Origin of the sequence: Oxynema mangrovii CENA135, assembly GCF_016632315.1 — a bacterium.
GTDB classification, from domain to species: domain Bacteria; phylum Cyanobacteriota; class Cyanobacteriia; order Cyanobacteriales; family Laspinemataceae; genus Oxynema; species Oxynema aestuarii.
Map to the genome: position 1 here is coordinate 532,510 of NZ_JAEOXH010000003.1, position 23,815 is coordinate 556,324.

The 23,815-nt window shown below is 51.3% G+C and carries 18 protein-coding genes; 9 read left to right on the forward strand and 9 right to left on the reverse strand.

Annotated features, from left to right (window positions below; translation table 11 throughout):
• The first annotated feature begins 89 nt into the window (after positions 1-89).
• The 4 genes from JJD41_RS21910 (at position 90) to JJD41_RS21925 (ending at position 4,354) form a co-directional block, all read left to right on the forward strand.
• The gene (locus tag JJD41_RS21910) at positions 90-1,286 is read left to right on the forward strand and encodes an RNA-guided endonuclease InsQ/TnpB family protein (RefSeq protein ID WP_200669606.1); all 1,197 of its coding nucleotides are present in this window, start codon (positions 90-92) and stop codon (positions 1,284-1,286) included.
• A gap of 63 nt (positions 1,287-1,349) precedes the next feature.
• On the forward strand, positions 1,350-2,099 hold the full coding sequence (locus JJD41_RS21915) for a protein-L-isoaspartate(D-aspartate) O-methyltransferase (RefSeq protein ID WP_200669607.1): 750 nt from the start codon (positions 1,350-1,352) through the stop codon (positions 2,097-2,099).
• Positions 2,100-2,233: 134 nt separating this feature from the next.
• On the forward strand, positions 2,234-3,316 hold the full coding sequence (psbA, locus tag JJD41_RS21920; protein ID WP_168568072.1) for a photosystem II q(b) protein: 1,083 nt from the start codon (positions 2,234-2,236) through the stop codon (positions 3,314-3,316).
• A 138-nt stretch (positions 3,317-3,454) separates the two neighbouring features.
• The gene (locus tag JJD41_RS21925) at positions 3,455-4,354 is read left to right on the forward strand and encodes a WD40 repeat domain-containing protein (RefSeq protein ID WP_200669608.1); all 900 of its coding nucleotides are present in this window, start codon (positions 3,455-3,457) and stop codon (positions 4,352-4,354) included.
• Positions 4,355-4,418: 64 nt separating this feature from the next.
• Here the strand turns inward: JJD41_RS21925 and JJD41_RS21930 are convergent, their stop codons facing one another.
• The 3 genes from JJD41_RS21930 to JJD41_RS21940 form a co-directional block, all read right to left on the reverse strand.
• Positions 4,419-5,075 carry a type II restriction-modification system restriction endonuclease gene (locus JJD41_RS21930; RefSeq protein ID WP_200669609.1) on the reverse strand — a complete coding sequence of 219 codons (657 nt, stop codon included), beginning with the start codon at positions 5,073-5,075 and terminating at the stop codon, positions 4,419-4,421.
• Positions 5,076-5,093: 18 nt separating this feature from the next.
• A complete protein-coding gene (locus JJD41_RS21935; protein ID WP_200669610.1) occupies positions 5,094-6,272 on the reverse strand; it encodes a DNA cytosine methyltransferase in 1,179 nt (392 codons plus the stop codon).
• 115 nt (positions 6,273-6,387) lie between these two features.
• Positions 6,388-8,865, reverse strand: a complete 2,478-nt coding sequence (locus JJD41_RS21940) for an ATP-dependent Clp protease ATP-binding subunit (RefSeq protein WP_200669611.1) — start codon at positions 8,863-8,865, stop codon at positions 6,388-6,390.
• Between the two features lie 416 nt (positions 8,866-9,281).
• Here JJD41_RS21940 and JJD41_RS21945 point away from each other — a divergent pair, with 416 nt between their 5' ends.
• Positions 9,282-9,497, forward strand: a complete 216-nt coding sequence (locus JJD41_RS21945) for a hypothetical protein (RefSeq protein ID WP_234489057.1) — start codon at positions 9,282-9,284, stop codon at positions 9,495-9,497.
• 280 nt (positions 9,498-9,777) lie between these two features.
• Positions 9,778-9,975 (forward strand): hypothetical protein, encoded by a 198-nt coding sequence (locus JJD41_RS21950; protein ID WP_200669613.1) that lies wholly within the window; start codon positions 9,778-9,780, stop codon positions 9,973-9,975.
• 198 nt (positions 9,976-10,173) lie between these two features.
• Here JJD41_RS21950 and JJD41_RS21955 read toward each other — a convergent pair whose 3' ends face one another.
• From JJD41_RS21955 to JJD41_RS21970, 4 genes are all read right to left on the reverse strand, one after another.
• Positions 10,174-11,331: a DUF4340 domain-containing protein gene (locus JJD41_RS21955; protein WP_200669614.1), complete on the reverse strand. Its 1,158-nt coding sequence runs from the start codon at positions 11,329-11,331 to the stop codon at positions 10,174-10,176.
• A 194-nt stretch (positions 11,332-11,525) separates the two neighbouring features.
• Positions 11,526-13,406 carry a Gldg family protein gene (locus JJD41_RS21960; RefSeq protein ID WP_200669615.1) on the reverse strand — a complete coding sequence of 627 codons (1,881 nt, stop codon included), beginning with the start codon at positions 13,404-13,406 and terminating at the stop codon, positions 11,526-11,528.
• Between the two features lie 57 nt (positions 13,407-13,463).
• Positions 13,464-14,276, reverse strand: a complete 813-nt coding sequence (locus JJD41_RS21965) for an ABC transporter permease (RefSeq protein ID WP_200669616.1) — start codon at positions 14,274-14,276, stop codon at positions 13,464-13,466.
• 113 nt (positions 14,277-14,389) lie between these two features.
• Positions 14,390-15,520: an ABC transporter ATP-binding protein gene (locus JJD41_RS21970; protein ID WP_200669617.1), complete on the reverse strand. Its 1,131-nt coding sequence runs from the start codon at positions 15,518-15,520 to the stop codon at positions 14,390-14,392.
• Between the two features lie 309 nt (positions 15,521-15,829).
• Here JJD41_RS21970 and JJD41_RS21975 point away from each other — a divergent pair, with 309 nt between their 5' ends.
• Complete coding sequence (locus JJD41_RS21975; protein ID WP_200669618.1) at positions 15,830-16,981, forward strand: FAD-dependent oxidoreductase; 1,152 nt, start codon at positions 15,830-15,832, stop codon at positions 16,979-16,981.
• Between the two features lie 444 nt (positions 16,982-17,425).
• Here JJD41_RS21975 and JJD41_RS21980 read toward each other — a convergent pair whose 3' ends face one another.
• Both JJD41_RS21980 and pdhA read right to left on the reverse strand, forming a co-directional pair.
• The gene (locus JJD41_RS21980) at positions 17,426-17,668 is read right to left on the reverse strand and encodes a hypothetical protein (protein ID WP_200669619.1); all 243 of its coding nucleotides are present in this window, start codon (positions 17,666-17,668) and stop codon (positions 17,426-17,428) included.
• 116 nt (positions 17,669-17,784) lie between these two features.
• Positions 17,785-18,816: a pyruvate dehydrogenase (acetyl-transferring) E1 component subunit alpha gene (pdhA, locus tag JJD41_RS21985; RefSeq protein ID WP_200669620.1), complete on the reverse strand. Its 1,032-nt coding sequence runs from the start codon at positions 18,814-18,816 to the stop codon at positions 17,785-17,787.
• A 399-nt stretch (positions 18,817-19,215) separates the two neighbouring features.
• Between pdhA and JJD41_RS21990 the strand changes: the two genes are divergently transcribed.
• Positions 19,216-21,531, forward strand: a complete 2,316-nt coding sequence (locus tag JJD41_RS21990; RefSeq protein ID WP_200669621.1) for an IMS domain-containing protein — start codon at positions 19,216-19,218, stop codon at positions 21,529-21,531.
• A 930-nt stretch (positions 21,532-22,461) separates the two neighbouring features.
• Positions 22,462-23,697: a DUF4912 domain-containing protein gene (locus JJD41_RS21995; RefSeq protein ID WP_200669622.1), complete on the forward strand. Its 1,236-nt coding sequence runs from the start codon at positions 22,462-22,464 to the stop codon at positions 23,695-23,697.
• Positions 23,698-23,815: the final 118 nt, after the last annotated feature.

The following is a 23,815-nucleotide window of genomic DNA, read 5'->3' on the forward strand; positions in this document are numbered from 1 at the left end:
TCCCCGATTCTACCGAAGGTGAATCGTGGGATGAAAGCGACTCTTCGGCAAATCAGTGATAATCCGATCGTCTGGCTATATCGGCGATAATGTTCAAGGCGTACAAATACCGCATCTATCCAACCCACGAGCAACAAGCGACTTTAGCCAAGAGCTTTGGTTGCTGTCGTTGGTATTGGAACTATGCGTTAAATTTGTGCCAAGAGACTTATCGATCGACCGGAAAAGGTCGATCGAGGGGTTATCTTCAGGGATTATTACCTGCCCTCAAAAAGGAATACCCTTGGCTTAAAGAAGATGTCTATTCCCAATGTTTGCAAGTCGTGGCGTTGAACTTATCAACCGCTTATCGAAACTTCTTTGAGAACCGGGCAAAATTACCCCGATTCAAATCCAAGCAGGGAAGGCAATCTATCAGTTACCCTCAAAATGTTAAGTTTGAGGGAAATTACATCAAACTGCCTAAAGTTGGGTTAGTGCGTTGTCGTCAGCATCGAAGTTTTGAGGGAAAAATCAAAACTGTAACCCTCTCCAAAAATCCAGATGGTAAATATTATGCTTCAGTTTTGGTAGAGGGTAAAAAAGAACCTCCCCTTCTCTCAACTGAAGGAAAAGCCATTGGCATTGATTTAGGGTTGACCGATTTTGCGATTACCAGTGAGGGGTCGAAATATAATAATCCCAAGCATTTTAATAAACACGCGCGAAACCTCAAAAGAAAACAGCAAAAACACGCTCGAAAAAGGAAAGGCAGCAACAACTGCAATAAATCGCGGGTAAAAGTTGCCAAGATTCACGCCAAAATAAGTCGCTGTCGTGAAGATTTTCTCCACAAGCTATCCCGTAAGATAGTGAACGAAAACCAAGTGATTGTGGTCGAGAATCTCAATGTTAAAGGCATGGTTCGCCATCACAAACTCGCCAAAGCAATTAGTGATGTCGGTTGGGGAATGTTTTGTACGATGTTAAAGTACAAGGCTGAATCAGAAGGAAAAGTTTATCTAGAAGTCGAGCGATTTTTTCCTTCTTCTAAAACCTGCCATGTATGTCTCAATCAAATCAAAAGCTTGTCTCTTGATGCGAGAAGCTGGACTTGCGAACATTGCCAAACCCATCATGACAGGGATATCAATGCCGCCATCAATCTCAAAAATGAAGGCTTACGGATATTAGAGTTAGGAACTCGCTCTACTGCCCTTGGAGGGGATATAAGACGAGGTGGTAGAACTTCAGTTCTATCTAGCGCAGTCCCCAGTGAAGAGGGAAGCCGCTATTGTAATCTTTGATTCAATAGCGGTAGTTCACCTTGAAATAATTGCATCCTCAATATTTGAGGGAGAGAGGGACAAATGAACAGGTGGGTTATCCTCTTATGGATTTGCTTGTCCTTCACCGTCGTAGCCAGTTGTCAGGTGGTGGGAGAGGACAGTAAGCCTTCGATCCCAACTTCAGTGACGAAGGCTCAAGATACACTCAATTTCGATCGCGGGCGATCGCAAATGGTGGAACGACAACTGCGCGATCGCGGTATCGAAGATCCTGCAGTTCTCGCCGCCATGCAACGGGTACCGCGCCATCGCTTCGTCCCGTCCGATCTCGTCGAACTCGCCTATCAGGATTCACCCTTGCCGATTGGCTACGACCAAACGATTTCCCAACCCTATATTGTGGCTTACATGAGCGAGGTCGCCCAAATTGCTCCGGGCGATCGCGTCCTCGAAATCGGTACGGGTTCCGGGTATCAAGCCGCGATCTTGGCACAACTGGCCCGGCAAGTGTACACGATCGAAATTATCCCCGAACTCGCCGCCAGCGCCAGCGCGACCTTGCAGGAATTGGGATATCAAAATATCGAGGTCAAAGCCGGGGACGGTTATCGCGGTTGGCCCGAAGCCGCGCCGTTCGAGGCGATCGTCGTGACCGCCGCCCCCGATCGCGTCCCGCAAGCTTTAATCGAACAATTGGCGATCGGGGGCAAATTGGTGATTCCCGTCGGCACCTCCGTTCAACAAATGACGATTATCACCAAAACCGAGGAAGGTATCGTCGAAGAACAAACCCTCCCGGTGCGCTTCGTTCCCATGACGGGCGGCTCCTAAACAAAATATAAGTTAAACTTATCAAAGTTATCAGGAAAACTTTTGCTTAAAACCCTTTACAAAGCTTAACAAAGTCGTTAAGATGGGAACCATCATACAAACCACCTTGAAAACCAAATAGCACTCATAAACACATGACGACTACCTTACAGCAGCGCGAAAGCGCCTCCCTGTGGGATCGGTTCTGCGAGTGGGTTGCCAGCACCGAAAACCGCCTTTACATCGGCTGGTTCGGCGTGTTGATGATCCCCACCCTCTTGACCGCCACGACCTGCTTCATCATCGCCTTCATCGCGGCTCCTCCCGTTGACATCGACGGCATCCGCGAACCCGTTGCCGGGTCCTTGCTCTACGGGAACAACATCATCTCCGGTGCTGTGGTTCCTTCTTCCAACGCGATCGGGTTGCACTTCTACCCGATTTGGGAAGCGGCGAGCTTGGATGAATGGCTCTACAACGGCGGCCCCTATCAGTTAGTGATCTTCCACTTCCTGATCGGCGTGTTCTGCTACATGGGTCGCGAATGGGAACTGAGCTACCGTCTGGGGATGCGTCCTTGGATCTGCGTCGCTTACAGCGCTCCCGTCGCCGCCGCTACCGCCGTGTTCTTGATCTATCCTTTGGGTCAAGGCAGCTTCTCCGACGGAATGCCCTTGGGCATCAGTGGCACCTTCAACTTCATGTTGGTGTTCCAAGCCGAACACAACATTTTGATGCACCCCTTCCACCAACTCGGTGTTGCCGGGGTCTTCGGCGGTGCGCTGTTCAGTGCCATGCACGGTTCCTTGGTGACCAGCTCCTTGGTTCGTGAAACCACCGAAACCGAGTCTCAAAACTACGGTTACAAATTCGGTCAAGAGGAAGAAACCTACAACATCGTTGCGGCTCACGGCTACTTCGGTCGTTTGATCTTCCAATATGCCTCGTTCAACAACAGCCGCTCTCTGCACTTCTTCTTAGCGGCTTGGCCCGTGGTCGGCATCTGGTTTACCGCTTTGGGTATTTCCACGATGGCGTTCAACCTCAATGGCTTCAACTTCAACCAGTCGATTGTTGACTCTCAAGGTCGCGCGATTGGTACCTGGGCTGATGTCATCAACCGTGCCAACTTGGGTATGGAAGTCATGCACGAGCGCAACGCTCACAACTTCCCCTTAGATTTGGCGAGTACCGATGCTACTCCGGTTGCTTTGACGGCTCCTCAAATCAACGGCTAATTCTTTTTAGCTAAGCTGAATAGCTCAATAAAAAGCGTCCTCGAAAGGGGGCGCTTTTTTATTGGGGATTTTTTTCATGAGGAATGTGAGGTGGGAGTTAGATGGGATAAGATGAGTTAGTAAGGGGTTAAGGGTGGAATGTTTTTTCCGTTTAAAAAATTGCCTCCGGCGATCGCCTCTGCTGGAGCTGACGGTACAGTGAAGTTGTGGAGTTTGGACGGCCATTTAGAAGCCACGTTAAAGGGTCATAAAGCTAATGTTTTAGGGGTAAAGTTCAGTCCGGACGGTCGCTTAATTGCGTCGGTGAGCGGCGATCGCACCATGAAATTATGGCGGCGTGACGGTCAATTTATTAAAACCGTGAAAGGCCATCACGGCGAAGTATTTGGGGTTAGTTTTAGTGCAGACGGGCGTAAAATTGCGACGGGAAGCAGCGATCGAACGATCAAAATTTGGCAGCGTGACGGTCGCTTAATCACGTCCATTCGCCGCCACACAATGGGATTTTACGGCATGAGTTTTATGCCCGACGGTAAATTAATTGCCTCCGCTTGTGCCGATGCGACGGTGAAATTATGGCAGTTTGACGGGCTATGTTTGCGAACCTTAGAAGGTCACGAAGATATCGTTTATAGTGTCGATTTTAGTCCCGATGGGAAAAGAATTGTTTCGGGAAGTCGAGATACGACGGTCAAACTATGGACGAAAGATCGAGCCTGGGGTCGTAATGGCAGTGTCAGAACCCTCAAAAGTCATCAAAATGCAGTGATTCAGGTTTGTTTTAGTCGCAACGGACGGTTAATTGCGTCGGCGAGTGCGGATAAAACCATTAAAATTTGGGATTTAGAGGGGAGATTGTTGACGACACTCAAAGGACATAAAGATTTAGTTTATAGTGTTAATTTTAGTCCGGACAGTCGCTGGTTAGTTTCCGCGAGTGAAGATAATACGGTACGGCTGTGGTCTTTGGAGAAACAAGAAAGCGAAATTGTGGGTCATTCCAAAAGCCCAATTTACACCGCTTGTTTTAGTCCGTGAACCGTTTTTGATATAAATTTGAATATGTTTTTAAGTTTACTAACCCTTTGATTTTTGTCAAAATTCACATAAGGTTTTCTATTCGCGGTGTATTTCCTCGATCTGCCAATTCTATAATTCTTCTATATTGCAGTCTCCATTGCAAGGCATTTGATATGGTTATAAACCCTTGTTGAGGTGGATTATTTAAAATTCGTTCCGATAAAAGTTCGCGTCCAATTTCATCTAAAGGTAAGTTTCTTTCTTCAAGAAACGCAATGATATCATCTCGATTGCCATGACGGCGGATAATTTCTCGCAATCCATAGGAGGTTTGATAATCTCCGGTAGCTTGGCGATCGACAAAAACGACAGAAATAATACTTAAATGAGCGCTTTTGAGATCGCGATCGTCCGTTTTTTCATAAACTAAAACTAATAAGTGATAGCCCAAGCCATAGACTTTTTGACTGGCATCTCGAAAAGGGCAAGAAGATTGAGGTTGTTTGTTTGAAGTGACTTTTAAATCTACTTCTAGTTCGGGAAAATCAATTCCACTAGCGGAACTCCCAGGTTGATAAGCATATCGTATTGATAGATATTGATGGAAAGATTGTTCGACATAAGTTCCCACCGCTTTACCGTCAGTGATTCCGTAAAGCTGAGCAATAGGAGTTTTGTTTAATTCAATCACAAAATCTTTCACAGCTTCTTTGAATAAAGGCAACGTTAAATTTTCCACGATCGCCAATCCCTCCTGTTAACTAAATAAGCTCAATTGTTGCCATTCAACCTGAGTTAAGTCTACATTTTTTTGACCAATTCTACGAACGACCCATTCAACACAAGCCGGAACAATGGAATTACCAAATAAGCTGTATCGATCGTAAATACGGGCAATTCTACACCAATCGTCGGGAAACCCCATTAAGCGCGCGTATTCTACATCTGTTAAACGTCGAAATCGATCGCCGACTTTATATCGTTCGTAATGTCTGGAGGTAGATGCTGTCAGCGTTGAAGCAATTCCATTAATTCCAAAAATCGTGTAACCCAATCTAGAACCTCCTTCTTGGTTATAAAGAATTTCTACTCCATTGCAATATCGATTGACTACTTTACTTTGGGAAATTCGTTTAAGGGTATCTTCCGTAAAATCAAATTGAGGGTTAACTTCTAAAGGATCTTGAAGAATATTTTTTAAAGTTTTAGAGGGGTTGATATTAGCAATTGGCTTAACGGGGAAATCGTACATTTTTTGTCGGTAAGCTATGCCCCAAGGATGATTTTTTCTGGTTTTATCTTGGATGGGAGAAAGAAGGCGATCTAAAGGAATCGAATTCGGCTGTATCGCTTCGATATCGGGTAAGGTTAAAAAGACACTAAAATGTTCTAAAACTTCAGAAAAGGTTAACGATTGCTTTATTTTTGCTCCAAAAATAAAGAGACGATCGCGGTTTTGTGGAATACCAAAACTCAAAGGATTAATAATTCGCCATTCGATTAAATAATCCAGTTCGGATAAGGCGGCTAAAATTGTTCTAAAATGATAGCCATTTTCCATCGTCAACATGCGTTTGACGTTTTCCAATAAAAAATATTGAGGTTGTTTTTCGGCTAAGATCTCTACAATTCTTTCAAATAAAGTGCCTCGGGTACGATCGCGCACGCCCAATTTTTTACCTGCAGGACTGAAAGGTTGGCACGGAAATCCCGCCGTTAACAGGTCGTGGTTGGGAATTTCCGATAATGAAATTTGGGTAATATCTGCACAAACAATCGCATCCTCGCCAAAATTACTGCGATAGACTTGACAAGCGAGTTCGTTAATATCATTCGCCCAAATGGTTTCAATACCAGCCGCTTGCATTCCGAGGCGGAAACCGCCAATTCCTGCAAATAATTCGATCGCCCGAACAGGTTGATGTGAATCGGTCATGGTTGGCAGTTTTCTTTCTCTTCCTCAATCTACAGAAAAAGAAGCCGGAGACCGCAATCTCCAGCTTCTTTTTCGTCATTGACGCGCCAATTTATACGGCGAACAATACGCGGAATTAACCCACAGGTTGTGGAACGCGATCGCGCACTTCCACCGCTTCGACGTGGACGCTACCCTCGTCGTTGACATCGACGATCGCTTTAGACCCGTCGTACAAATTCCCCGCTAACATCGCTTCCGCCAAAGTATCTTCTAACAGGCGCATAATCGCGCGGCGCAACGGTCGGGCGCCGTAACTGGGATTGTAGCCTTCTTCAACTAACAGGTCTTTAAACCGATCGCTGACTTCGAGTTCGATCCCTTTTTCACCCAAGCGGGAGAAGACCTCGCGCAACATAATCTCGGCGATATCTTTGACCTCTTCCTTGGTCAACTGACGGAAGACGATAATCTCGTCGATCCGATTGAGGAACTCGGGGCGGAAATATTGCTTGAGTTCTTCGTTAACCAGATTGCGGATGCGGTGATATTGAGCATCTTCGCTGTTTTCCGAGAACTCGAACCCGAGTCCGCCGCCACCTTTTTCGATCACCTTCGACCCAATATTACTGGTCATGATAATTAAGGTGTTCTTGAAGTCTACCGTGCGACCTTTGGCGTCGGTGAGGCGTCCGTCTTCGAGGATTTGCAGCAGACTGTTGAAGACGTCGGGGTGAGCTTTTTCGATTTCGTCGAACAGGAGGACGCTGTAGGGACGACGGCGAACCGCTTCGGTGAGTTGACCGCCTTCGTCGTAACCGACAAATCCGGGAGGTGAACCGATCAGTTTGGATACCGTGTGGCGTTCCATATATTCGGACATGTCGAGACGAATCATGGCGTCCTCGGAACCGAAGAAGTAGGAGGCGAGGGCTTTGGTCAGTTCGGTTTTCCCGACTCCGGTCGGACCGGAAAAGATGAAGCTGGCGATCGGACGGTTGGGGTTTTTCAGACCGACTCGGGCGCGACGAATGGCGCGAGAGACTGCTTTGACGGCTTCGTCTTGTCCGATCAGGCGTTGGTGGAGGGTGTCCTCCATTTGCAGCAGTTTTTCCGATTCCGATTCGGTGAGTTTGCTGACGGGGACGCCAGTCCAGAAGGCGACGATTTGGGCGATGTCTTCTTCGGTGACGATCGCCGGATCCCCGTTCGCGTTTTCCCGTTTGTGGTTTTCGGCGATCGCCTCGATTTCTTTTTGAATCTCCAACTCGCGATCGCGCAACTGACCCGCTTTCTCGAAATCTTGATCGCGGACTGCCGTATCTTTATCCTTCACCACCTGGGAAAGTTCTTGTTTGAGTTCTTTGGCGGCGGGGGGTAATTTCGAGTTCCGCAGGCGGACGCGAGATCCGGCTTCGTCGATCAGGTCGATCGCCTTATCCGGTAAGAAGCGATCGCTGATGTAGCGTTCCGACAGTTTCGCCGCCGCTTCTAACGATTCGTCCGCAATTTTGAGTTTGTGGTGTTCTTCGTAGCGCGATCGCAACCCGTAGAGAATCTCGATCGTTTCTTCGACGCTGGGTTCGCCGACCATCACGGGTTGAAAACGCCGTTCGAGGGCTGCATCGCGTTCGATATGCTTGCGGTATTCGTCCAAGGTGGTCGCGCCGATACACTGGAGTTCGCCCCTAGCTAAGGCAGGTTTGAGCAGGTTGGCGGCGTCCATTCCGCCTTCGAGGGACCCGGCGCCGACGAGGGTGTGAAGTTCGTCGATCACTAAAATGATGTTGCCGTCTTCGCGAACTTCTTGGACGATCGCCTTGAGACGTTCCTCAAATTCGCCGCGAAAGCGCGTTCCGGCGACCACCAACCCCATATCGAGGGTGTAAACTTGTTTGTCTTCGAGCAGTTCGGGAACGTTATTGGTGGCGATGCGGTGGGCCAACCCTTCGGCGATCGCCGTTTTCCCGACCCCCGGTTCGCCGATCAACACCGGGTTGTTTTTCGTCCGCCGTCCGAGAATTTGGATGACTCGTTCGATCTCTTTTTTCCGTCCGACCACCGGATCGAGCTCGCCGTCGATCGCCTTTTCCGTTAAATTAATCCCGAATTCGTCGAGTTGGGGATTTTTTTGCCGTCCGCCGCGACTCCTCCCTCCCGCCGCGATCGGGGCTGCAGGTTCGTTCCCCAAGCGTTCGACGGTTTGCGATCGCAGCACTTTCGGATCGATACCCAGGTTTTCTAAAACTTTGGTCGCGACCCCTTCGCTTTCATGAGTCAGTCCTAACAGCAGGTGTTCGGTTCCGATATAGTTATGGCCGAGTTGGCGCGATTCCTGCATCGCTTGCTCTAAAACCCGCTTCGCCCTAGGGGTTAGGGGGATTTCTGCCGGGACGAAGCCGCTTCCTTTCCCGATGATTTTTTCGACTTCAACCCGCGCATCTTTGAGCTTGACCCCCATTGATTTGAGGATTTGAGCCGCCAATCCCGTGCCTTCGCCAATTAAACCGAGTAAAATTTGCTCGGTACCGACGAAGTTATGACCCAGGCGGCGCGCTTCCTCCTGAGACAACATGATCGCTTTGATCGCTTTTTCGGTGAAATATTCAAACATGAGGCTATTTTAGTTTGTGTATTTTTGTGTAGTTCCTATCTTCTAAGGTATCTCCATGCGTCCGAGCATACAGTGACGAGATCCGTAATGCGATGGGGAAGTAGCCGTCGGAGTCTCGGGTCGATCGCCGCTTGTCAAGACCCAATCGATCGCGAGATCTCCCTCAATTTTTTAACGATGGGAAGCACGAGGGAAGCCGTTGACTCAAACATTACCAATCGGATTTAGAGATCGACAAAGCGGGCGAACTGGACCACGACAAGATTTTAAAACCAGGCGCTTGCACCTGCAATTCCCCACCCGGAGCGCCGATCGCCCGTCCGGGGCGCGATCGCATTGTAGAGGTTGAAGTATTTAACTTGCATATTTAGATCGCTTCTAATTGTTGGTATGTAATCTATTGTAAACCGTTGTCCGTGGTGCCATTGCGCGAACGCATCGAGTCGCCGCCGAAGGCGAGCGATCGCGCGATCGCCGACAATCTCGGAAAACACCCCATCGAGGGAAGTAGAGGCGATCGCCCGTTCGGAAATCGCGCCGATTTTTTCCCGGGAAGGGCGATCGGTGTCCCTCGCCTTCCTCCACCTTCAATCCGACGAGAAAGCCGCAACTTCCCCCTAGAATTTCAGTGATTTTAGGGTAATCTGCTTTGCTCGAAATCGTGTTAGCAATTGACAACATCGAGGGCGATCGCCTCGTCCCCTTCGGGCGACTTCTCCTGGCGTCAGCGATCGCCTCGCCGATCCTAGAGCGCGATCGTGATCTCCATCACCTTTTTTAAGAGGTAAAGATCGCTTATTTAGACTCAAAACATCACCCGGACAGATTTATCGCGGTCACGGCGCTAACTGACAACACCTGAGAAGCTTTAATCAGACCCGCGTTAAAAATTCTCCAGGAGCGATAATTTACATGATTCGTCAATTGGTCCAGCAAGTTTTTGTCACCGGAATTCTCTCAAAAACGACGGAAACCTTAATTCGACAAAGGTTTAATGAAGGTTGCGATCTTGACGAACTTGATGCTTTAATCGACCTGCAACAAGCGGTCATGTTCGGTCACGTCAAAAGGGAATCGAGTTTAATCTGCAAACCCGAACATTTTAGATGATGCGATCGATTTAGCTCAGTTAAATTCAGCTCAGTTAAATAGGGTTCTTCCGAACAGTACTCCCTCAAATGCGATCGCTCCTTCTCGGTCATCAAATACGCCATTGTTACTGAATTCTTATCGATTCATACCAACAGCATGACCTGGGCTAAAGTTTCGGCAAATTTTGACTTTCCCCTGTTCGGAAGAACTTGGTTTTTAATTCGGTTGATTTTCTGTTTCTGAACCTTCCGATTCTGTCCCTTCATTTTGAGTTGGAGAGGTTTGTTCTGTTGTTTCTGGCGGATTTTTACCCGGGTTCGCTTCGGGTTGTATCGAGTCTGCTGGCGTTTCGCCTTCAGGGTTATCTTGAATATTGTTTTGAGGATTATTCTCTGTTTCCGCTTCAGCTTCGTTCTGCGTTTCTGTCGATTCAGGGGCGGGAGTTTCCGTCGTTTCGAGTTCGCTTTCCGGGGGCTGTTTCCATTCTTCGACGGGGCGATCGATCGCATTTTCAAAGTTGGTCGAAACGAGAAACACTTGCTGTTCGGCGCTGACCGTTGTTTCCGGGTCGAGTTGAGCGTAAATAAAACCTCCCGTAAAATCGCGATCGCCTAATAGAAGTTTGTGAGTTTGACCGTTTTTGAGAACGATCTCGACCGTCGCTTGCGGGTTGTCTAAACCGTAATCTTTTAAGAGTTGTGCGGTAGCGGCGATCGCCCGTTCTTGCTGACCTTTAATCACGTTATCGAAAAAGAAAGAAATATAAGCATCATTCGCTACAATCGCCTCGGATGCTTTCTCGGATGCTTTAGTTTCTTGACCGTTTTCTTCGGTTTTAGTGTCTGCTTCCTCCGATTCGGGAACTTCACAAATACCTAAGTCCACATTACTGTCCGTCGGTTCGCAACTTTCCGTCGCCGTCGGTGCAGTGTCAGCCGTCGTTTCAGTAAGGGTTTCAGAATTGCTTTCTGACGCTGTTTCCATCGATTCACTCTCGGGAGATGGATTGTTTTCAGAAATGGCAGGTTCTGTAGTTTCTTCCGTCTCCGTCGCTTTTTCCGATGACGAACTGACCTCCGCTTTTGGCGTTTGTGTGGCTGTTTCTGTTTTATTTTCCACCACCGTCATCAACCAGGGCGTGCGATCGAGCATTTGCTCTTCCTCACTGTTCGTTCCCCGTTCAAAACGCAGGATCGCGCGATCGGTAGTTATGGTAAAAGACTCGATTAGCTCTTCATTGAAACTAAAAAGTTGCTTTTGTTTTTCGGCTTTTGCTTCTCGAATGGGGACAATTTCTTTTTCGTAATACAGAAATCCCCCAATTAGACCGAGTGCCATAAAAACTAAAATCAGAGTAGAACGTTTGAGTTTCATAGGAAAGAAGTTTAAAAATCAAAAGTTAGAAGGAAACAGGTAAGAGCAAAAATCAAAAAGCTATAAAGCCTTTACTGCGGGCATCAGACCCGCATGTTCCTCGCATCTTACCCACTTCCGAGAAGATTTTAGAAATCAGAATTCAGTCAAAGCTTTCTCATCTCTCAATCTAAAATCTAAAATCTAAAATCCAATTATCGCTGTTTCCACCATAAAAGTGCGGCACTGATAAAGCCGATAAGCGGTAGAATCGCGATCGCCATCCATGCTAACAATCGTGCTTGTGCGGGTTGCATTTCAATCCGGCGCCGCGTTGCTTCTTTCGGTCGGATGGAAAGGGTTTCTTCATTTTGTTTGCTCAACCAATTCACGGAGTTGAGAAAAACATCGCCGTTGAGTTGCAGTTCAAAGCGTCCGTCTGCTGCAAATTCGGAATTCCCAATCACGACCATTCGCGCCTGTTTATCCAAATCTGGTGTTTGTTCCGCAGTTTCTTCTTCAGCTTCCGGGGATTCGGTTGCTTCTGGAGACTCCGTCGCTTCTGGAGACTCCGTCGCTTCTGGAGATTCGGTCGCTTCCGGAGATTCGGTCGCTTCTGGGGATTCGGTCACTTCTGGGGATTCGGTCACTTCTGGAGATTCGGTCGCTTCTGGGGATTCGGTCGCTTCTGGGGATTCAGTTGCTTCTGGAGACTCCGTCGCTTCTGGAGATTCGGTCGCTTCTGGAGATTCAGTTGCTTCTGGAGATTCCGTCGCTTCTGGAGGTGCAGGTAATTGAGAATCGGTGGCTTCGTCTACGGTACGAGTGAGGGCGACTCCCAAAGTTAACGGTCCTCTTCGATCGCGTTCCGGGTCGAATTGTAGTTGTTGTTGTTCGGGATTGGTTTCGGCCCAACTTTCTTGGGCGCTAATTAATAAGGGAGTTTGTTCGACGCCTTCGACTTCTTCGAGTTGTAAAGGACGGGCTAAGGGATAAAAAGAATAGCCATTACTGAAATCTCTAACAATGGGATGATTGCCGTAGTTGGAAATAAGCGGAATCGCCGGACCGAGACCGACTAAACGCCCGCTACCGGACGCATCGATGACTAAGGCATCTTCGAGTTGGACGCCCCATTCTTCTAGAAGGCTACCGAGTTGGGGGTTCGTTTCGGGATCGATCAGCAGTAACAGACTGCCGCCACGATTCAGATAGGCTTTTAATGCCTCTATTTCGCCTTCAAATAGGGGTTGTTTGGGACCGGCGGCGATAATAGCGGAGGCATTTTCGGGAATTTCGGTGCGTTCGGCGAGGTTAAGGGGTTCGGTGACGAAATTGCTTTCTTCTAAGGCTTTGACGGCTTCGGACATCGATCCGGGGGTTCCGGCTTCGAGGGGGCGTTCGCCGTGACCTTGAAGGAAGTAAACGGTGTAGGTACGATCGCTGATGAACTGCTCTAAATTGCTGGTCAGTCGATCTTCAGTCAGTCTGGATTGGGGATTAATTTGTTGTACGAATTGACGTTTTTCGCCATTGCGGGAATTGAGATAAACTTCCCCAAAGCTTTTGACTTCAAACTGTTGGGCTAAAGAGATTTGTTGTTCCGGATCGATATAGCGAAAATCAAATTGTTGAGGGGCTTGTTGCTGATAGTTTTGCAGGAGTTCGAGATCGCTGGGATTGGGGGCGCGATCGAAAATGGTGACGGTGACGGGTTGGGGTAAATTCTTGACGATTTGCTGCGATTGGGGAGACAGAGTAAAACGCTGGCTTTCGGTGAGGTCCAATCTGACGGGATTTCGCAAGGCGATGCTGTTGAGCAATCCTAAAACGACTAGGATCGATAGGGTGGCGATCGCCGCATTGGTGCCGACTTCGGTGGATCGCTTGTTCCAAAACCCCTCAGCAAACATCAGCGCCAGCAGCAACCAGACGATAAAGACGGCAATCCCACCGACGACCAATCCCGTGGGAATCGGCCCCCAATTTCCCGAGACCAATCCGGCTGAAAGTCCCGCGATCGCCAATAACGGCCCGATCGGAAACGCATAAGGAATGAGTTTTGTCAACCCAGATGACTTGTTATTCTGTTGCATGGTCGGAGAAATAAAGGCGGTGTGGAGAGGATTTCGTGTGGGCGCGAGTAGTGGGCGTTAGCTTTGTTGAAAGCGGAGGGCGTCGATCGATTGGGCGCTGAGAAAGACGCCTAAAACGATATAACTGGCAAACAAAATTAAGCTACTGAGATCGACAACTCCTTTAATCAAATTTTCGTAATGCTTTAACAGGGACAAATGGGTTAAAGCGTCGCCGACCGGACCGCCGACACTGTTCGCCAGGAGGTCGATGACCCACAAAAATAAGACTAAAGCAAAGGTGAGAATCGCCGATAAAATCGTGCTGTCGGTCAGCGACGAGATAAACATTCCCAAGGACAAGACGCTGGCGGCGAGTAAAATTAAGCCGAGGTGACCTAAAAGCGGCACGGCGAGGGGCATCGGCGGATTGGCAGCACTCAGGGCGATCGCCTCCAACCCGAGCAAAGGGGCGATCGTCGTCGCAAAAAAGGTGACCACGCCTAACAGTTTGCCCGTCGCTACGGACCAGTTCGTAATCGGTGAAGTCGCCAGCAGTTCGAGTGTTCCGCGTTTGCGTTCTTCCGCGTAGAGTCCCATGGACAAGATCGGCAAAATAAATAAAGAAACCGACCCCATCACCTGCAAAAACATTTGTAAAAATTCATAGGCGACATCCACCGGGGGAACTCTAAATCCCATTTGTTGCGCTTGCGCTTCCATCATCGCGACTTGTTGGACGATCCCCTCGGGACCGAGGAGGATGGCGACGAAGAAAAAGCCGGAGAGCAACCAAAAAATCCCGGCGATCGCGTAGGCGAGGGGCGACTGAAAATAACTTTGTAACTCTTTGCGGTAAATCGCAATAATATTACCGACGATCGTTCCCATAACTCTTATTCTCCTAAACCCGGACGAGTGAGGCGATCGCGAAGGGGCGATCGCGCCAGTAGCGTAGCAGAGATCGACCCCTAGGGACTTCTACCCTTGGGGCGATCGCCTGCTCACCCCTCCCGAACTTCCTCATTTTCCGTCATTTCAGCCGTTTCTGGCGCTTCCGCCTCCACCTGCGCCCCGTCGGACTCGCTTTCTGCTGCTGGGGAAGACTCCTCTGTTTCCGCCGATTCTCGGGTCAGGGTTTCGCTGTCGGTTTCCCCCGCCGCTTCCGACGCCGCCACGGTCCGATCTTCCTCGGTGGTCAACTGCAAGAACACCTCTTCCAAACTGGCCCGGTGACGGCGCATTTCGTGCAAGCGACAGCCCGCCGCATACAAAACCCCGACTACATCGGGTCCGGGTTCTTCTCCCGATTCGGCGATGACGCGCAATGGCTGGTGAGGTTCGCCCCCTTGCGGATCGAGGGCTTGAATCTCGCTGACTCCGGGCAAGTTTTGCAACGACTCGAACAAGTTTCCCCAATCTTTCTCCGGCGGAATTTCCACTTCTAAATCGTAAGAGGTTCCCCCGGTCAACTGACTCATCAACTCCTCAATCCCGCCCGTAGCCACCATTTTGCCGCGATTGATAATCGCTACCCGGCTGCAGGTCATGCTGACTTCGGGCAAAATATGGGTCGAAAGAATGATGGTATGTTCTCCCGCCAGACTTTTAATCAGATTGCGGACTTCAATAATTTGGCGCGGGTCTAATCCCACGGTCGGTTCGTCGAGGATAATCACCGGGGGGTCGTGAACGATCGCCTGAGCAATTCCGACACGCTGGCGAAAGCCTTTCGAGAGTTTGCCGATCGCGATGTTGCGTTTTTCTTCCAAGTTACAACGGGCGATCGCCGTGTTGACGCGATCGCGGCGATCGCCCCCCGCTACTTGTTTGATCCGCGCGACAAAATGCAAAAAACCCTCGACGGTCATATCGAGGTACAACGGCGGCGATTCGGGCAAATATCCGATGCGCTGGCGCACCGCCATCGAGTTTTCGTGGACTTCATACCCGGCAATTTTGGCCGTTCCTTTCGTCGCAGGCAAATATCCGGCCAAAATTCGCATGGTGGTCGTTTTTCCGGCCCCATTCGGCCCTAAAAAGCCGAGGATCTCTCCCGGTTCCACCTGAAACGAGAGGTCTTCGATCGCCTTGGTCGAACCGTAAATCTTACTTAACTGCTCTACCTCGATCATGTTGTCTCAACTCAATTATTGGGTTTTCCGTTCTTATTGACCCTGTTGATTTCTGGGGTTTCCATCCTTCCGTCCATCCCTTCCGTGCGATTCTCCTGGGGAGACGCCAAGCGCAAAGCGCGCAGACGAATATCAGAATAACAAGAAATCTTGAGCTTTTCGGTTTTAGCCGCTAGATCCCGAGAGGATTGCCGATTTCGGGTCGCTCAGCCGCCATCGGGAGGCGATCGGTTTTACCCTAGATTGGGGGGCGGTCGTCAGGTTGGATCTAGTTCCAAGATCTTCGAGCAACAAATACCCGCAAAGCATATGCCAGAACTTTCTCAAAATCTGGTCTTCATCGGTGGCGGTCACAGTCACGCGATCGCCTTGAACTTATGGGGAAAGCAGCCTTTAGCCGACGTCAACGTTACCTTAATCAGTAATGTCCGCCATACCCCCTATTCCGGGATGCTACCGGGCTATATCGCCGGATTTTACTGCTTTGAGGAAGTCCATATCGACCTCGAACCGTTGGCGAAGTTCGCGCGATCGCGCTTCGTCCTCGATCGCGCCGTCGGCTTGGATTTAGAAAATCGTCGGGTGATTTGTGGCGATCGCCCCCCGATTCCCTTCGACGTTCTCTCCATCGATATCGGTAGCACTCCCGCCACGATCGCCACTCCCGGCGCCGCCGACTACGCCATCCCCGCCAAACCCGTACCCCAGTTACTCCAGCATTGGTCCGAACTGCTCGATCGCGTCCAAGCCGAACCCAACCGACGTTGGCGTTTGGCGGTGGTCGGCGGCGGCGCCGGAGGGGTCGAGTTAATCTTATCGATGCAAGCGCGCTTGTGGTGCCAACTCCCTCCCGGCGATCGCTCTTCTCTCGAATTTCACTTATTCCAGCGCGGTCGCGAGCTTCTCCCCAGTCACAATCCCTACGTCCGCACCACGCTGACCCGCTTGTTAGGCGATCGCGGGATTCACCTCCATTTGGGCGAAACTGTGTCTGGCTTAACTCGCGAAGGGGGGGCGATCGCTCTTCAGTGCGCTTCTGGCTTCTGTGTGGCGTGCGATCGCGTCTTCTGGGTCACCCAAGCCTCGGCGCCGGACTGGATCGCGCGATCGGGTTTGGCCACTGATGCAGCCGGGTTTATCCTCGTCGGCGATACCTTGCAATCGCTCTCTCATCCCGAAGTTTTCGCTACGGGAGATATCGCCACGATGCAGAACCATCCCCGTCCGAAAGCAGGGGTGTTCGCCGTGCGCCAGGGTCCGCCCCTCGATCGCAATTTACGCCTATTTTTGCAGAATCGACTCCCGCAACCTTTCCGACCGCAAACCCAGTTCCTCACCCTGATCGGCACGGGAACGGGACGGGCGATCGCCTCTCGTGGCGCTTTCGGCTGCGGTCCCAACCGCCTGCTGTGGCAGTGGAAGGATCGCATCGATCGCAAATTTATGCAGACTTTTCGCTAAATTGGGCGGGCGATCCTCGACTGAGTTCGGCGCCGTTGCACCGTCCATTTCTCAAAATTTCGTACTCTCTTGAATTCTCTCGAATCCTGTCGCAAAAAAGAGGGAACCCTTCACCGAGATTTACTTTTCCACTAACGAGGCTTTTGTTAACATCGCCACGTAAGAAACCACCAAAGAATAAAACAGGAGTTCGATCATCATCCCAGTCCTCAAGTTATTGAAGTGTGAAACTCAATCAAGATGCAATCCCCAAATTAGACTCCGTTTCGACGCCTGCGCGATCGCACGGAGGTTAACGTAGGAGGCTGGCACGTGAAGGGCCCTACAGACGCCCTAAACTGCGGGCAATTTCCCTTCAGGAGAGTGACCGCATCCGTAAATTCACGGATGCATTCTTCCTGGATAATCTATTTTCAAGTAAAAGTCAAGTTTATTAATTTTTTTTTAAGAATTATGCCGTTCCGAGAGGCCAAAAGGGGCATGAGTGGTGAAGGGATAAAGGGGTAAGACCCTTAATTTAGCTTGTTTTCGACGATCGCCCTCTCGAAAAGTCGCCGACGGGGGCAGGGAGCAGCGATCGCTCACCTCCAGGGGGCGGCGATCGCCCGATCCGCGTTGACTGCGATTAACCAAACCGTATAAATACGTAATCAATACGTAAAATTCGGTAAAGCATACGCAAACCATCGCCATCAAGCGCAAACAAATCGAGTAAAAATTATGGCGATCGAAAAAAAATAGGAATGTCCGGTGACATTCCCAAAACACGAAAGTTCAAAGGCAATTTCGTGACCTGGCGCCGTTTAATCTTCCGCAAAAATATAGCGGCGCAGTTCGCTCGGATCCGGTTCCGGACTGCTTTCGGCAAACTCCACCGCTTCCTCGATTTCCTGGCGAATTCGCTTCTCGATCTCGTCGAGTTCCTCTTGTCGAACTAAATTGTGTTCTAACAAATGCGCTCCCAAACGGGCGATCGGATCGCGAGCGTGCCAAAAATCCTTCTCTTCCTTCGATCGCAGCTCGTCGGGATCCGCCAGGGAGTGACCCCGGAAACGATAGGTCAACGCCTCGATCAACGTCGGGCCTTCCCCCGCACGGGCGCGTTCCACCGCCTCTAGGGCTGCCGCACGCACCGCCAGCACGTCCATTCCATCCACTTCAACGCCCTTGAGACCGAAAACACTGGCCTTTTTATAAATTTCCGGTTCCGAGGTCGCCCGTTCGTGGGCCATTCCGATCGCCCACTTATTATTCTCGACCACGTAAAGAATCGGCAGCTTCCACAGCGCCGCCATATTCAAACATTCGTAAAACTGACCGTTATTGCAAGCGCCATCGCCGAAGAAACACGCCGTCACCTGGTCCGCTTTGGGATCGCCGAGGGCATCGCGGCGGTAACGACTTTGGAACGCCGCCCCCGTCGCCACCGGAATCCCTTCCGCCACGAACGCATAACCGCCGAGCAAGTTATGTTCTGCAGAAAATAAGTGCATCGAACCGCCGCGACCTTTCGAGCATCCCGTCGCCTTCCCGAACAGTTCCGCCATCACTTCGCGAGCGGGAACCCCCGCACTGAGGGCGTGAACGTGATCGCGGTAGGTACTGGCGACAAAATCTTCGTCGCGACGCATGGCCCGAATGACCCCCGTCGAAACCGCTTCCTGGCCATTGTAGAGGTGGACGAAGCCAAACATTTTGCCGCGATAGTACATTTCGGCGCACTTATCTTCAAAAAAGCGGCCCAAGACCATATCTTCGTACAGCATCAATCCGTCCTCTTTCGAGATCGTTGCTGCCGTGGCCTCAAATTTCGGTAAAGTCCGTTCTTGCATCATCGATTAACTCGTTCCCTCGCAACAATACCCAGAATTGTCATTCTTCAACATATCATTGCTCCGAACCACCGCGATCGCGTTCGCGCAGCGTGCGCCTTGCGCTTAGCGACGCCTCTGACGGATCGCCCCAGTTGACAGGCTAAACGAGAACTTGTTACCTGGAGGTACGATCGCAACCAACCCATTCGCTCCATCTCCCCGACTCGGGAGGCGGGTAAAGCGCGTTACCGTTGCCTCTGCGACTGAACGCCCATTCGCGATCGACTCGCTTTTGCTACTTACCAATAAAGTTTCAAACTTTTACACTAGAATCTAGAGGCTATAATTATCGCACCATTGTAGAGTTTTGGAGATCCTCTTGTCAGTCCGTCTGGTCGCTCACTGGTGGGGAAGTAGACAGTGCTAGTTCCACTCGATTATTACAGGATTCTCGGTTTGCCCATACAGGCTACTGCCGAACAATTACAGCAAGCTCATCGCGATCGCGTGCAACAACTCCCCCGTCGGGAATATTCCGAGGTGGCCACCGTGGAGCGCAAGCGGCTGATTGACGAAGCTTACGCCGTGTTGTCCGATCCGGAAGAACGCCAAATCTACGATGCCAATTTTCTCGCCAAATCCTACGATGCGGAACGAGAGGTCGGGGATCCTTCCGGGCGAGATCTGTGGGCCAAGGGGGCGCGATCGGAATCGAGCAGTACGCCGAGTATCGAAATCGAACCGGAACAATTTGTCGGCGCTTTGTCGATCCTCCAGGAACTGGGCGAATACGAACTGGTCTTGAAGTTGGGCCTGCCGATTCTGAGTGCTAACAATATCAGTCTCAAAAACGGGCGCTTCGGGGATCCGAACCTCGTGGTTCCCGATATCGTCTTGACCGTGGCTTTAGCCTGTTTGGAACTCGGACGGGAACAGTGGCAGCAAAGCCAGTACGAAAGTGCGGCTAAATCTTTAGAAACGGGTCAAGATCTGTTACTGAGCGAAGGGCTGTTTGCCAACCTGCGCGGAGAAATGGGTTCGGATCTCTACAAACTTCGTCCCTACCGGATTTTGGAGTTACTCGCCCTGCCGGAAACGAAGGTTAAGGAACGGCAACGCGGGTTACGGCTGCTGCAAGAAATGCTCGAAGAACGCGGCGGTATCGACGGAACCGGGAACGACCAATCCGGCTTGAATGTAGATGACTTTTTGCGGTTTATCCAACAATTGCGCGGCCATTTGACGGCGGCGGAACAGCAAGAATTATTTGAAGCGGAAGCGCGGCGTCCGTCGGCGGTGGCGACTTATTTAGCGGTCTACGCTTTAGTGGCGGGGGGGTTTGCCACGCGCCAACCGTCGTTAATTCGGCGGGCGAAGTTGATGCTGGCTCATTTGGGGCGGCGTCAGGACGTGCATTTGGAGCAGGCAGTCTGCGCTTTGCTGCTCGGTCAAACTGAGGAAGCGTCCCAGGTTTTGGAGTTAACTCAGGAACGCGAACCCCTGGCGTTTATCCGGGAACAGTCTCAAGATGCGCCGGATTTGCTGCCGGGATTGTGCCTGTATGCGGAACGGTGGTTGCAAGGGGAGGTGTTTCCCCATTTTCGCGATTTGGCGAGCGATCGCGCCTCGTTGAAGGATTATTTTGCCGACGAACAAGTTCAGGGCTATTTGGAAGGCTTGCCGGAAACTTCTAGCCAGGAGGTGGACGAGTGGGTGCCTCTGGCTCAGTCGAATCCCCCGCTTACGGTGGGTCTGCCGGAACCCAAGCCCAGACCGGATTCGGCGGTGCGCGCTTCGTTTCGGTTGAGCGATCGCCCCCCGGGAAATGCTTATTCTCCAGTGGCTTTGTCTTCGTCTGGGGAACCGTCTGCGCGACTGGCGGAGGGGAACCGAGGCACTTCGTTGGCGTCCCTTCCCCACGCCCGACGGGATTACAATCCGGAACGAGTCGGCGATTCCCCCCGCCGCAGCTCTCCCGGCAGTGGCGCCAGCCGTCCCCCGGGTTGGGAACCCCAATTACCCCTGAGAAGTGGGGAGGAGCGATCGCGTTTACCCGTGGCAACGCGGGTTCGCAGTGGCGACGGTTCCGATGGCAGTCATTCCCGTCGTACTCGTCGCGGCGCCGGACGGGGGCGATCGCTCAAAGTTAGTCGCCTCTTACTGCTCGGTGCGGCGGGCATTTTTGCCCTGCTCTTCCTCTGGTTTTTACTCGGTCTGATCTTCGGCGGCGTGCGCGCTTTGTTCGCTCGCGGTCCATCCCTTGAAGGCGAACAGTTGAATATTCGTTTGGATCGCCCGGTGATGCTCCCGGATCGACCCAAACCGGAGGAACTCGCTCTCGGAGGTCCACTGACGGAAGACAAAGCGGCTCAGACGATCCGCCAGTGGTTCTCGGTGAAAGCCCAAGCCTTGGGCAAAGATCACCAGGTGGATCGGCTCTCCGATGTTCTCGTGGATCCGGCGTTGTCGTTATGGCAGCGACGAGCCCAAGATGCTCGCCGGGATAATTGGCATTGGGAATATCAACACCAACTCGAAGAGGTCAGCCAGTTGAAGGTCAGCGAAACCGATCCGAATCAGGCGACGGTCGAGGCGCAAGTGGTCGAATCGGGGCAGTTGTTCGAGAACGGTCAGCCGAGTCGCACCCGCGAGGATAATTTGCGGATTCGCTACCAGTTGATGCGCGATGGCGATCGCTGGAAGGTTCGCGATTGGGCGATTCTCAGCGAAGGTTAGGCCGTTTTTAGGGAAGCTGCTTCCGATTATTATTCGTCTCAATGGTTCGAGATCGAGGGGTCAGGTCACCACGCCTGACCCCTTTGTTATGGCGGACGGGCGATCGCCGCTCGAAGATTAAGGAAAGTTATATTTTTCATAAGCTTGCATGATTTAAAATCCGGGAACTCCCGCCTCTCCCGTCGCCGATCGCATCCCCGGGACTCGGCAGCTCGTGGGGATCTCAACCGGAGAGCCTCCCGATCGCCCTTCCGGTATCAGTCGCTCAAATGCCTTATTTTTCAAGGGTTTTCAAGTTTTGTTATAAGACCATGACAAATTGGGCAGACGATCGGGAGCATCGGGGCGCAAAATATCAAAATTTGATGACATTACGATCCCCACGTTGCCTATAAATTCGTAGATCGCCGACAGAATCGACCTTTAGACCCCTTGACCCCAGCGAGAGTTTTCTGCAACATAGACTTAACAAAGCGATCCCGGCGATCCCCAGACCGTCATCTGGAATCGGACGCCAAAGCGCGCGAGGACACTCGAAAGTGCATCCGATGGATCGACCGAACCAGACCGTACCTTTTTTGTAAATCGACGATAAAACTCCGCCTAAATCAAGCGAGGAAACTGCAAAATCGACGAGGTTACTAGGAGGGCGCCACGGATTAGAACCCGACGTTGCCCTCCCCTCGAAATAACAAACCAACTGATGTCATCGAGCCTGCGGGGGAGATGCACCCGCCTCACCCCGATCGAGCATTTGGCCGCCCTTTCTCCAAACCCAATCGGATCGTCAGCTCTCGGATCGCGATCGATCCGGCGCACCCAGGCCAAAAGAAGTGTCATTACCCAAGCAGGTTGAGAAATCAAGGCGATCGAGCTCATGTCAGCTCTAAATTGCTTTACCTGCCGTCTAACCAACAGGAGGCCAAACTCATGGCAAAAGAACGTCCCCCTTTACAAGAGATGACATTGCGGCAACTCCGTAAAGTGGCCAGCGAATATGCCATCTCCCGCTACAGTCGCATGAGAAAAGCGCAACTACTCGCGGCGATCGAAGATAAGCAACGTACCAAAGCTCAAGGTCAAACTACTACTCTGGAGGCGCAGGAAGAAGTGGAAGCTGCAAAATTTGAACTCGGTCAAGAAGATCGCACCGGAGGGACTCTCGCCTCCGTCGATGAAGGGTTGAACGACTTACCCGACGGCTACGGAACCAGCCGTATCGTACTGATGCCCCGTGACCCCCAATGGTCTTACGCCTACTGGGACGTCTCCAACGAGCATAAAGAAGAAATGCGCAAGCAAGGCGGTCAGCAATTGGCCTTGCGCTTGTACGACGTCACCGACATCAATCTCGAATTTCAAAGCCCCCACAGCATCCAAGAGTATCCCTGCGACGAATTAGCTCGCGAATGGTACTTGCCGATTCCGGTGAGCGATCGCGACTACGTGGTAGATATCGGTTACCGTTGCGCGGACGGTCGCTGGCTCGTGTTGGCCCGTTCCGCCCCCGTTCACGTGCCGCCCGTCTATCCCTCCGACTGGATCGAAGACCAATTTATCACTGTCGATTGGGAAGAAGACTTGCGCGGTAAAACCTTCGTCGAACTCGTTCCCCCCAGCAAAAAAGTGGCGGCTGGCGAAAGCCCGATCTACGACAAAATCTTCGGCATGGCCCAAGGCGCCGAAGCCCAGCGCGTCGCCGGATCCCTGTTCGGTTCCATGCAGCACGTCCCCGGTTCGATGGCGCCGTCCGAATCGATCAGCTCCTACGTGTTCCCGTCCGGTGTCGGCATGTGGGCCGTTCCGAGCATGTCCGGCGTCGGCATGAATATGTCCGGAGTCGGTATGTCCGGCGTCGGTTTCTCCGCCTCCGCCCCGCCGATTCGTCCCCGTCAGTTCTGGCTGGTCGCCGATGCCGAGTTGATCGTTTACGGCGCCACCGAACCCGATGCCACGGTCACCATTGGCGGACGTCCGATCAAGCTCAATCCCGACGGCACTTTCCGCTTCCAGATGTCGTTCCAAGACGGGTTAATCGACTATCCGATTATGGCGGTCGCCGCCGACGGCGAGCAAATGCGATCGATCCACATGAAGTTCAATCGCGAAACTCCGTCCCGCCATACCAACACCAAAGAAGAAGCCGTTCAAGAATGGCTCGCCTAAGTTAGGTCGAACTGAAAAAACCCCCTACCGATGCGTTGGTGGGGGGTTTTGGATTTGAGATTTGAGATTTGAGATTGGGGTTTTGGGTTGGGATTTTAGATTTTATCAGACCTTCTCC

What these genes read in the sequence shown, in the direction of transcription:
- JJD41_RS21910 (WP_200669606.1), top strand. Translation starts at nt 90, where the DNA reads ATGTTCAAGGCGTACAAATACCGCATCTATCCAACCCACGAGCAACAA.
- JJD41_RS21915 (WP_200669607.1), top strand. Translation starts at nt 1,350, where the DNA reads ATGAACAGGTGGGTTATCCTCTTATGGATTTGCTTGTCCTTCACCGTC.
- psbA (WP_168568072.1), top strand. Translation starts at nt 2,234, where the DNA reads ATGACGACTACCTTACAGCAGCGCGAAAGCGCCTCCCTGTGGGATCGG.
- JJD41_RS21925 (WP_200669608.1), top strand. Translation starts at nt 3,455, where the DNA reads ATGTTTTTTCCGTTTAAAAAATTGCCTCCGGCGATCGCCTCTGCTGGA.
- JJD41_RS21935 (WP_200669610.1), bottom strand. Translation starts at nt 6,272, where the DNA reads ATGACCGATTCACATCAACCTGTTCGGGCGATCGAATTATTTGCAGGA.
- JJD41_RS21940 (WP_200669611.1), bottom strand. Translation starts at nt 8,865, where the DNA reads ATGTTTGAATATTTCACCGAAAAAGCGATCAAAGCGATCATGTTGTCT.
- JJD41_RS21950 (WP_200669613.1), top strand. Translation starts at nt 9,778, where the DNA reads ATGATTCGTCAATTGGTCCAGCAAGTTTTTGTCACCGGAATTCTCTCA.
- JJD41_RS21955 (WP_200669614.1), bottom strand. Translation starts at nt 11,331, where the DNA reads ATGAAACTCAAACGTTCTACTCTGATTTTAGTTTTTATGGCACTCGGT.
- JJD41_RS21960 (WP_200669615.1), bottom strand. Translation starts at nt 13,406, where the DNA reads ATGCAACAGAATAACAAGTCATCTGGGTTGACAAAACTCATTCCTTAT.
- JJD41_RS21965 (WP_200669616.1), bottom strand. Translation starts at nt 14,276, where the DNA reads ATGGGAACGATCGTCGGTAATATTATTGCGATTTACCGCAAAGAGTTA.
- JJD41_RS21970 (WP_200669617.1), bottom strand. Translation starts at nt 15,520, where the DNA reads ATGATCGAGGTAGAGCAGTTAAGTAAGATTTACGGTTCGACCAAGGCG.
- JJD41_RS21975 (WP_200669618.1), top strand. Translation starts at nt 15,830, where the DNA reads ATGCCAGAACTTTCTCAAAATCTGGTCTTCATCGGTGGCGGTCACAGT.
- JJD41_RS21980 (WP_200669619.1), bottom strand. Translation starts at nt 17,668, where the DNA reads ATGGTTTGCGTATGCTTTACCGAATTTTACGTATTGATTACGTATTTA.
- pdhA (WP_200669620.1), bottom strand. Translation starts at nt 18,816, where the DNA reads ATGATGCAAGAACGGACTTTACCGAAATTTGAGGCCACGGCAGCAACG.
- JJD41_RS21995 (WP_200669622.1), top strand. Translation starts at nt 22,462, where the DNA reads ATGGCAAAAGAACGTCCCCCTTTACAAGAGATGACATTGCGGCAACTC.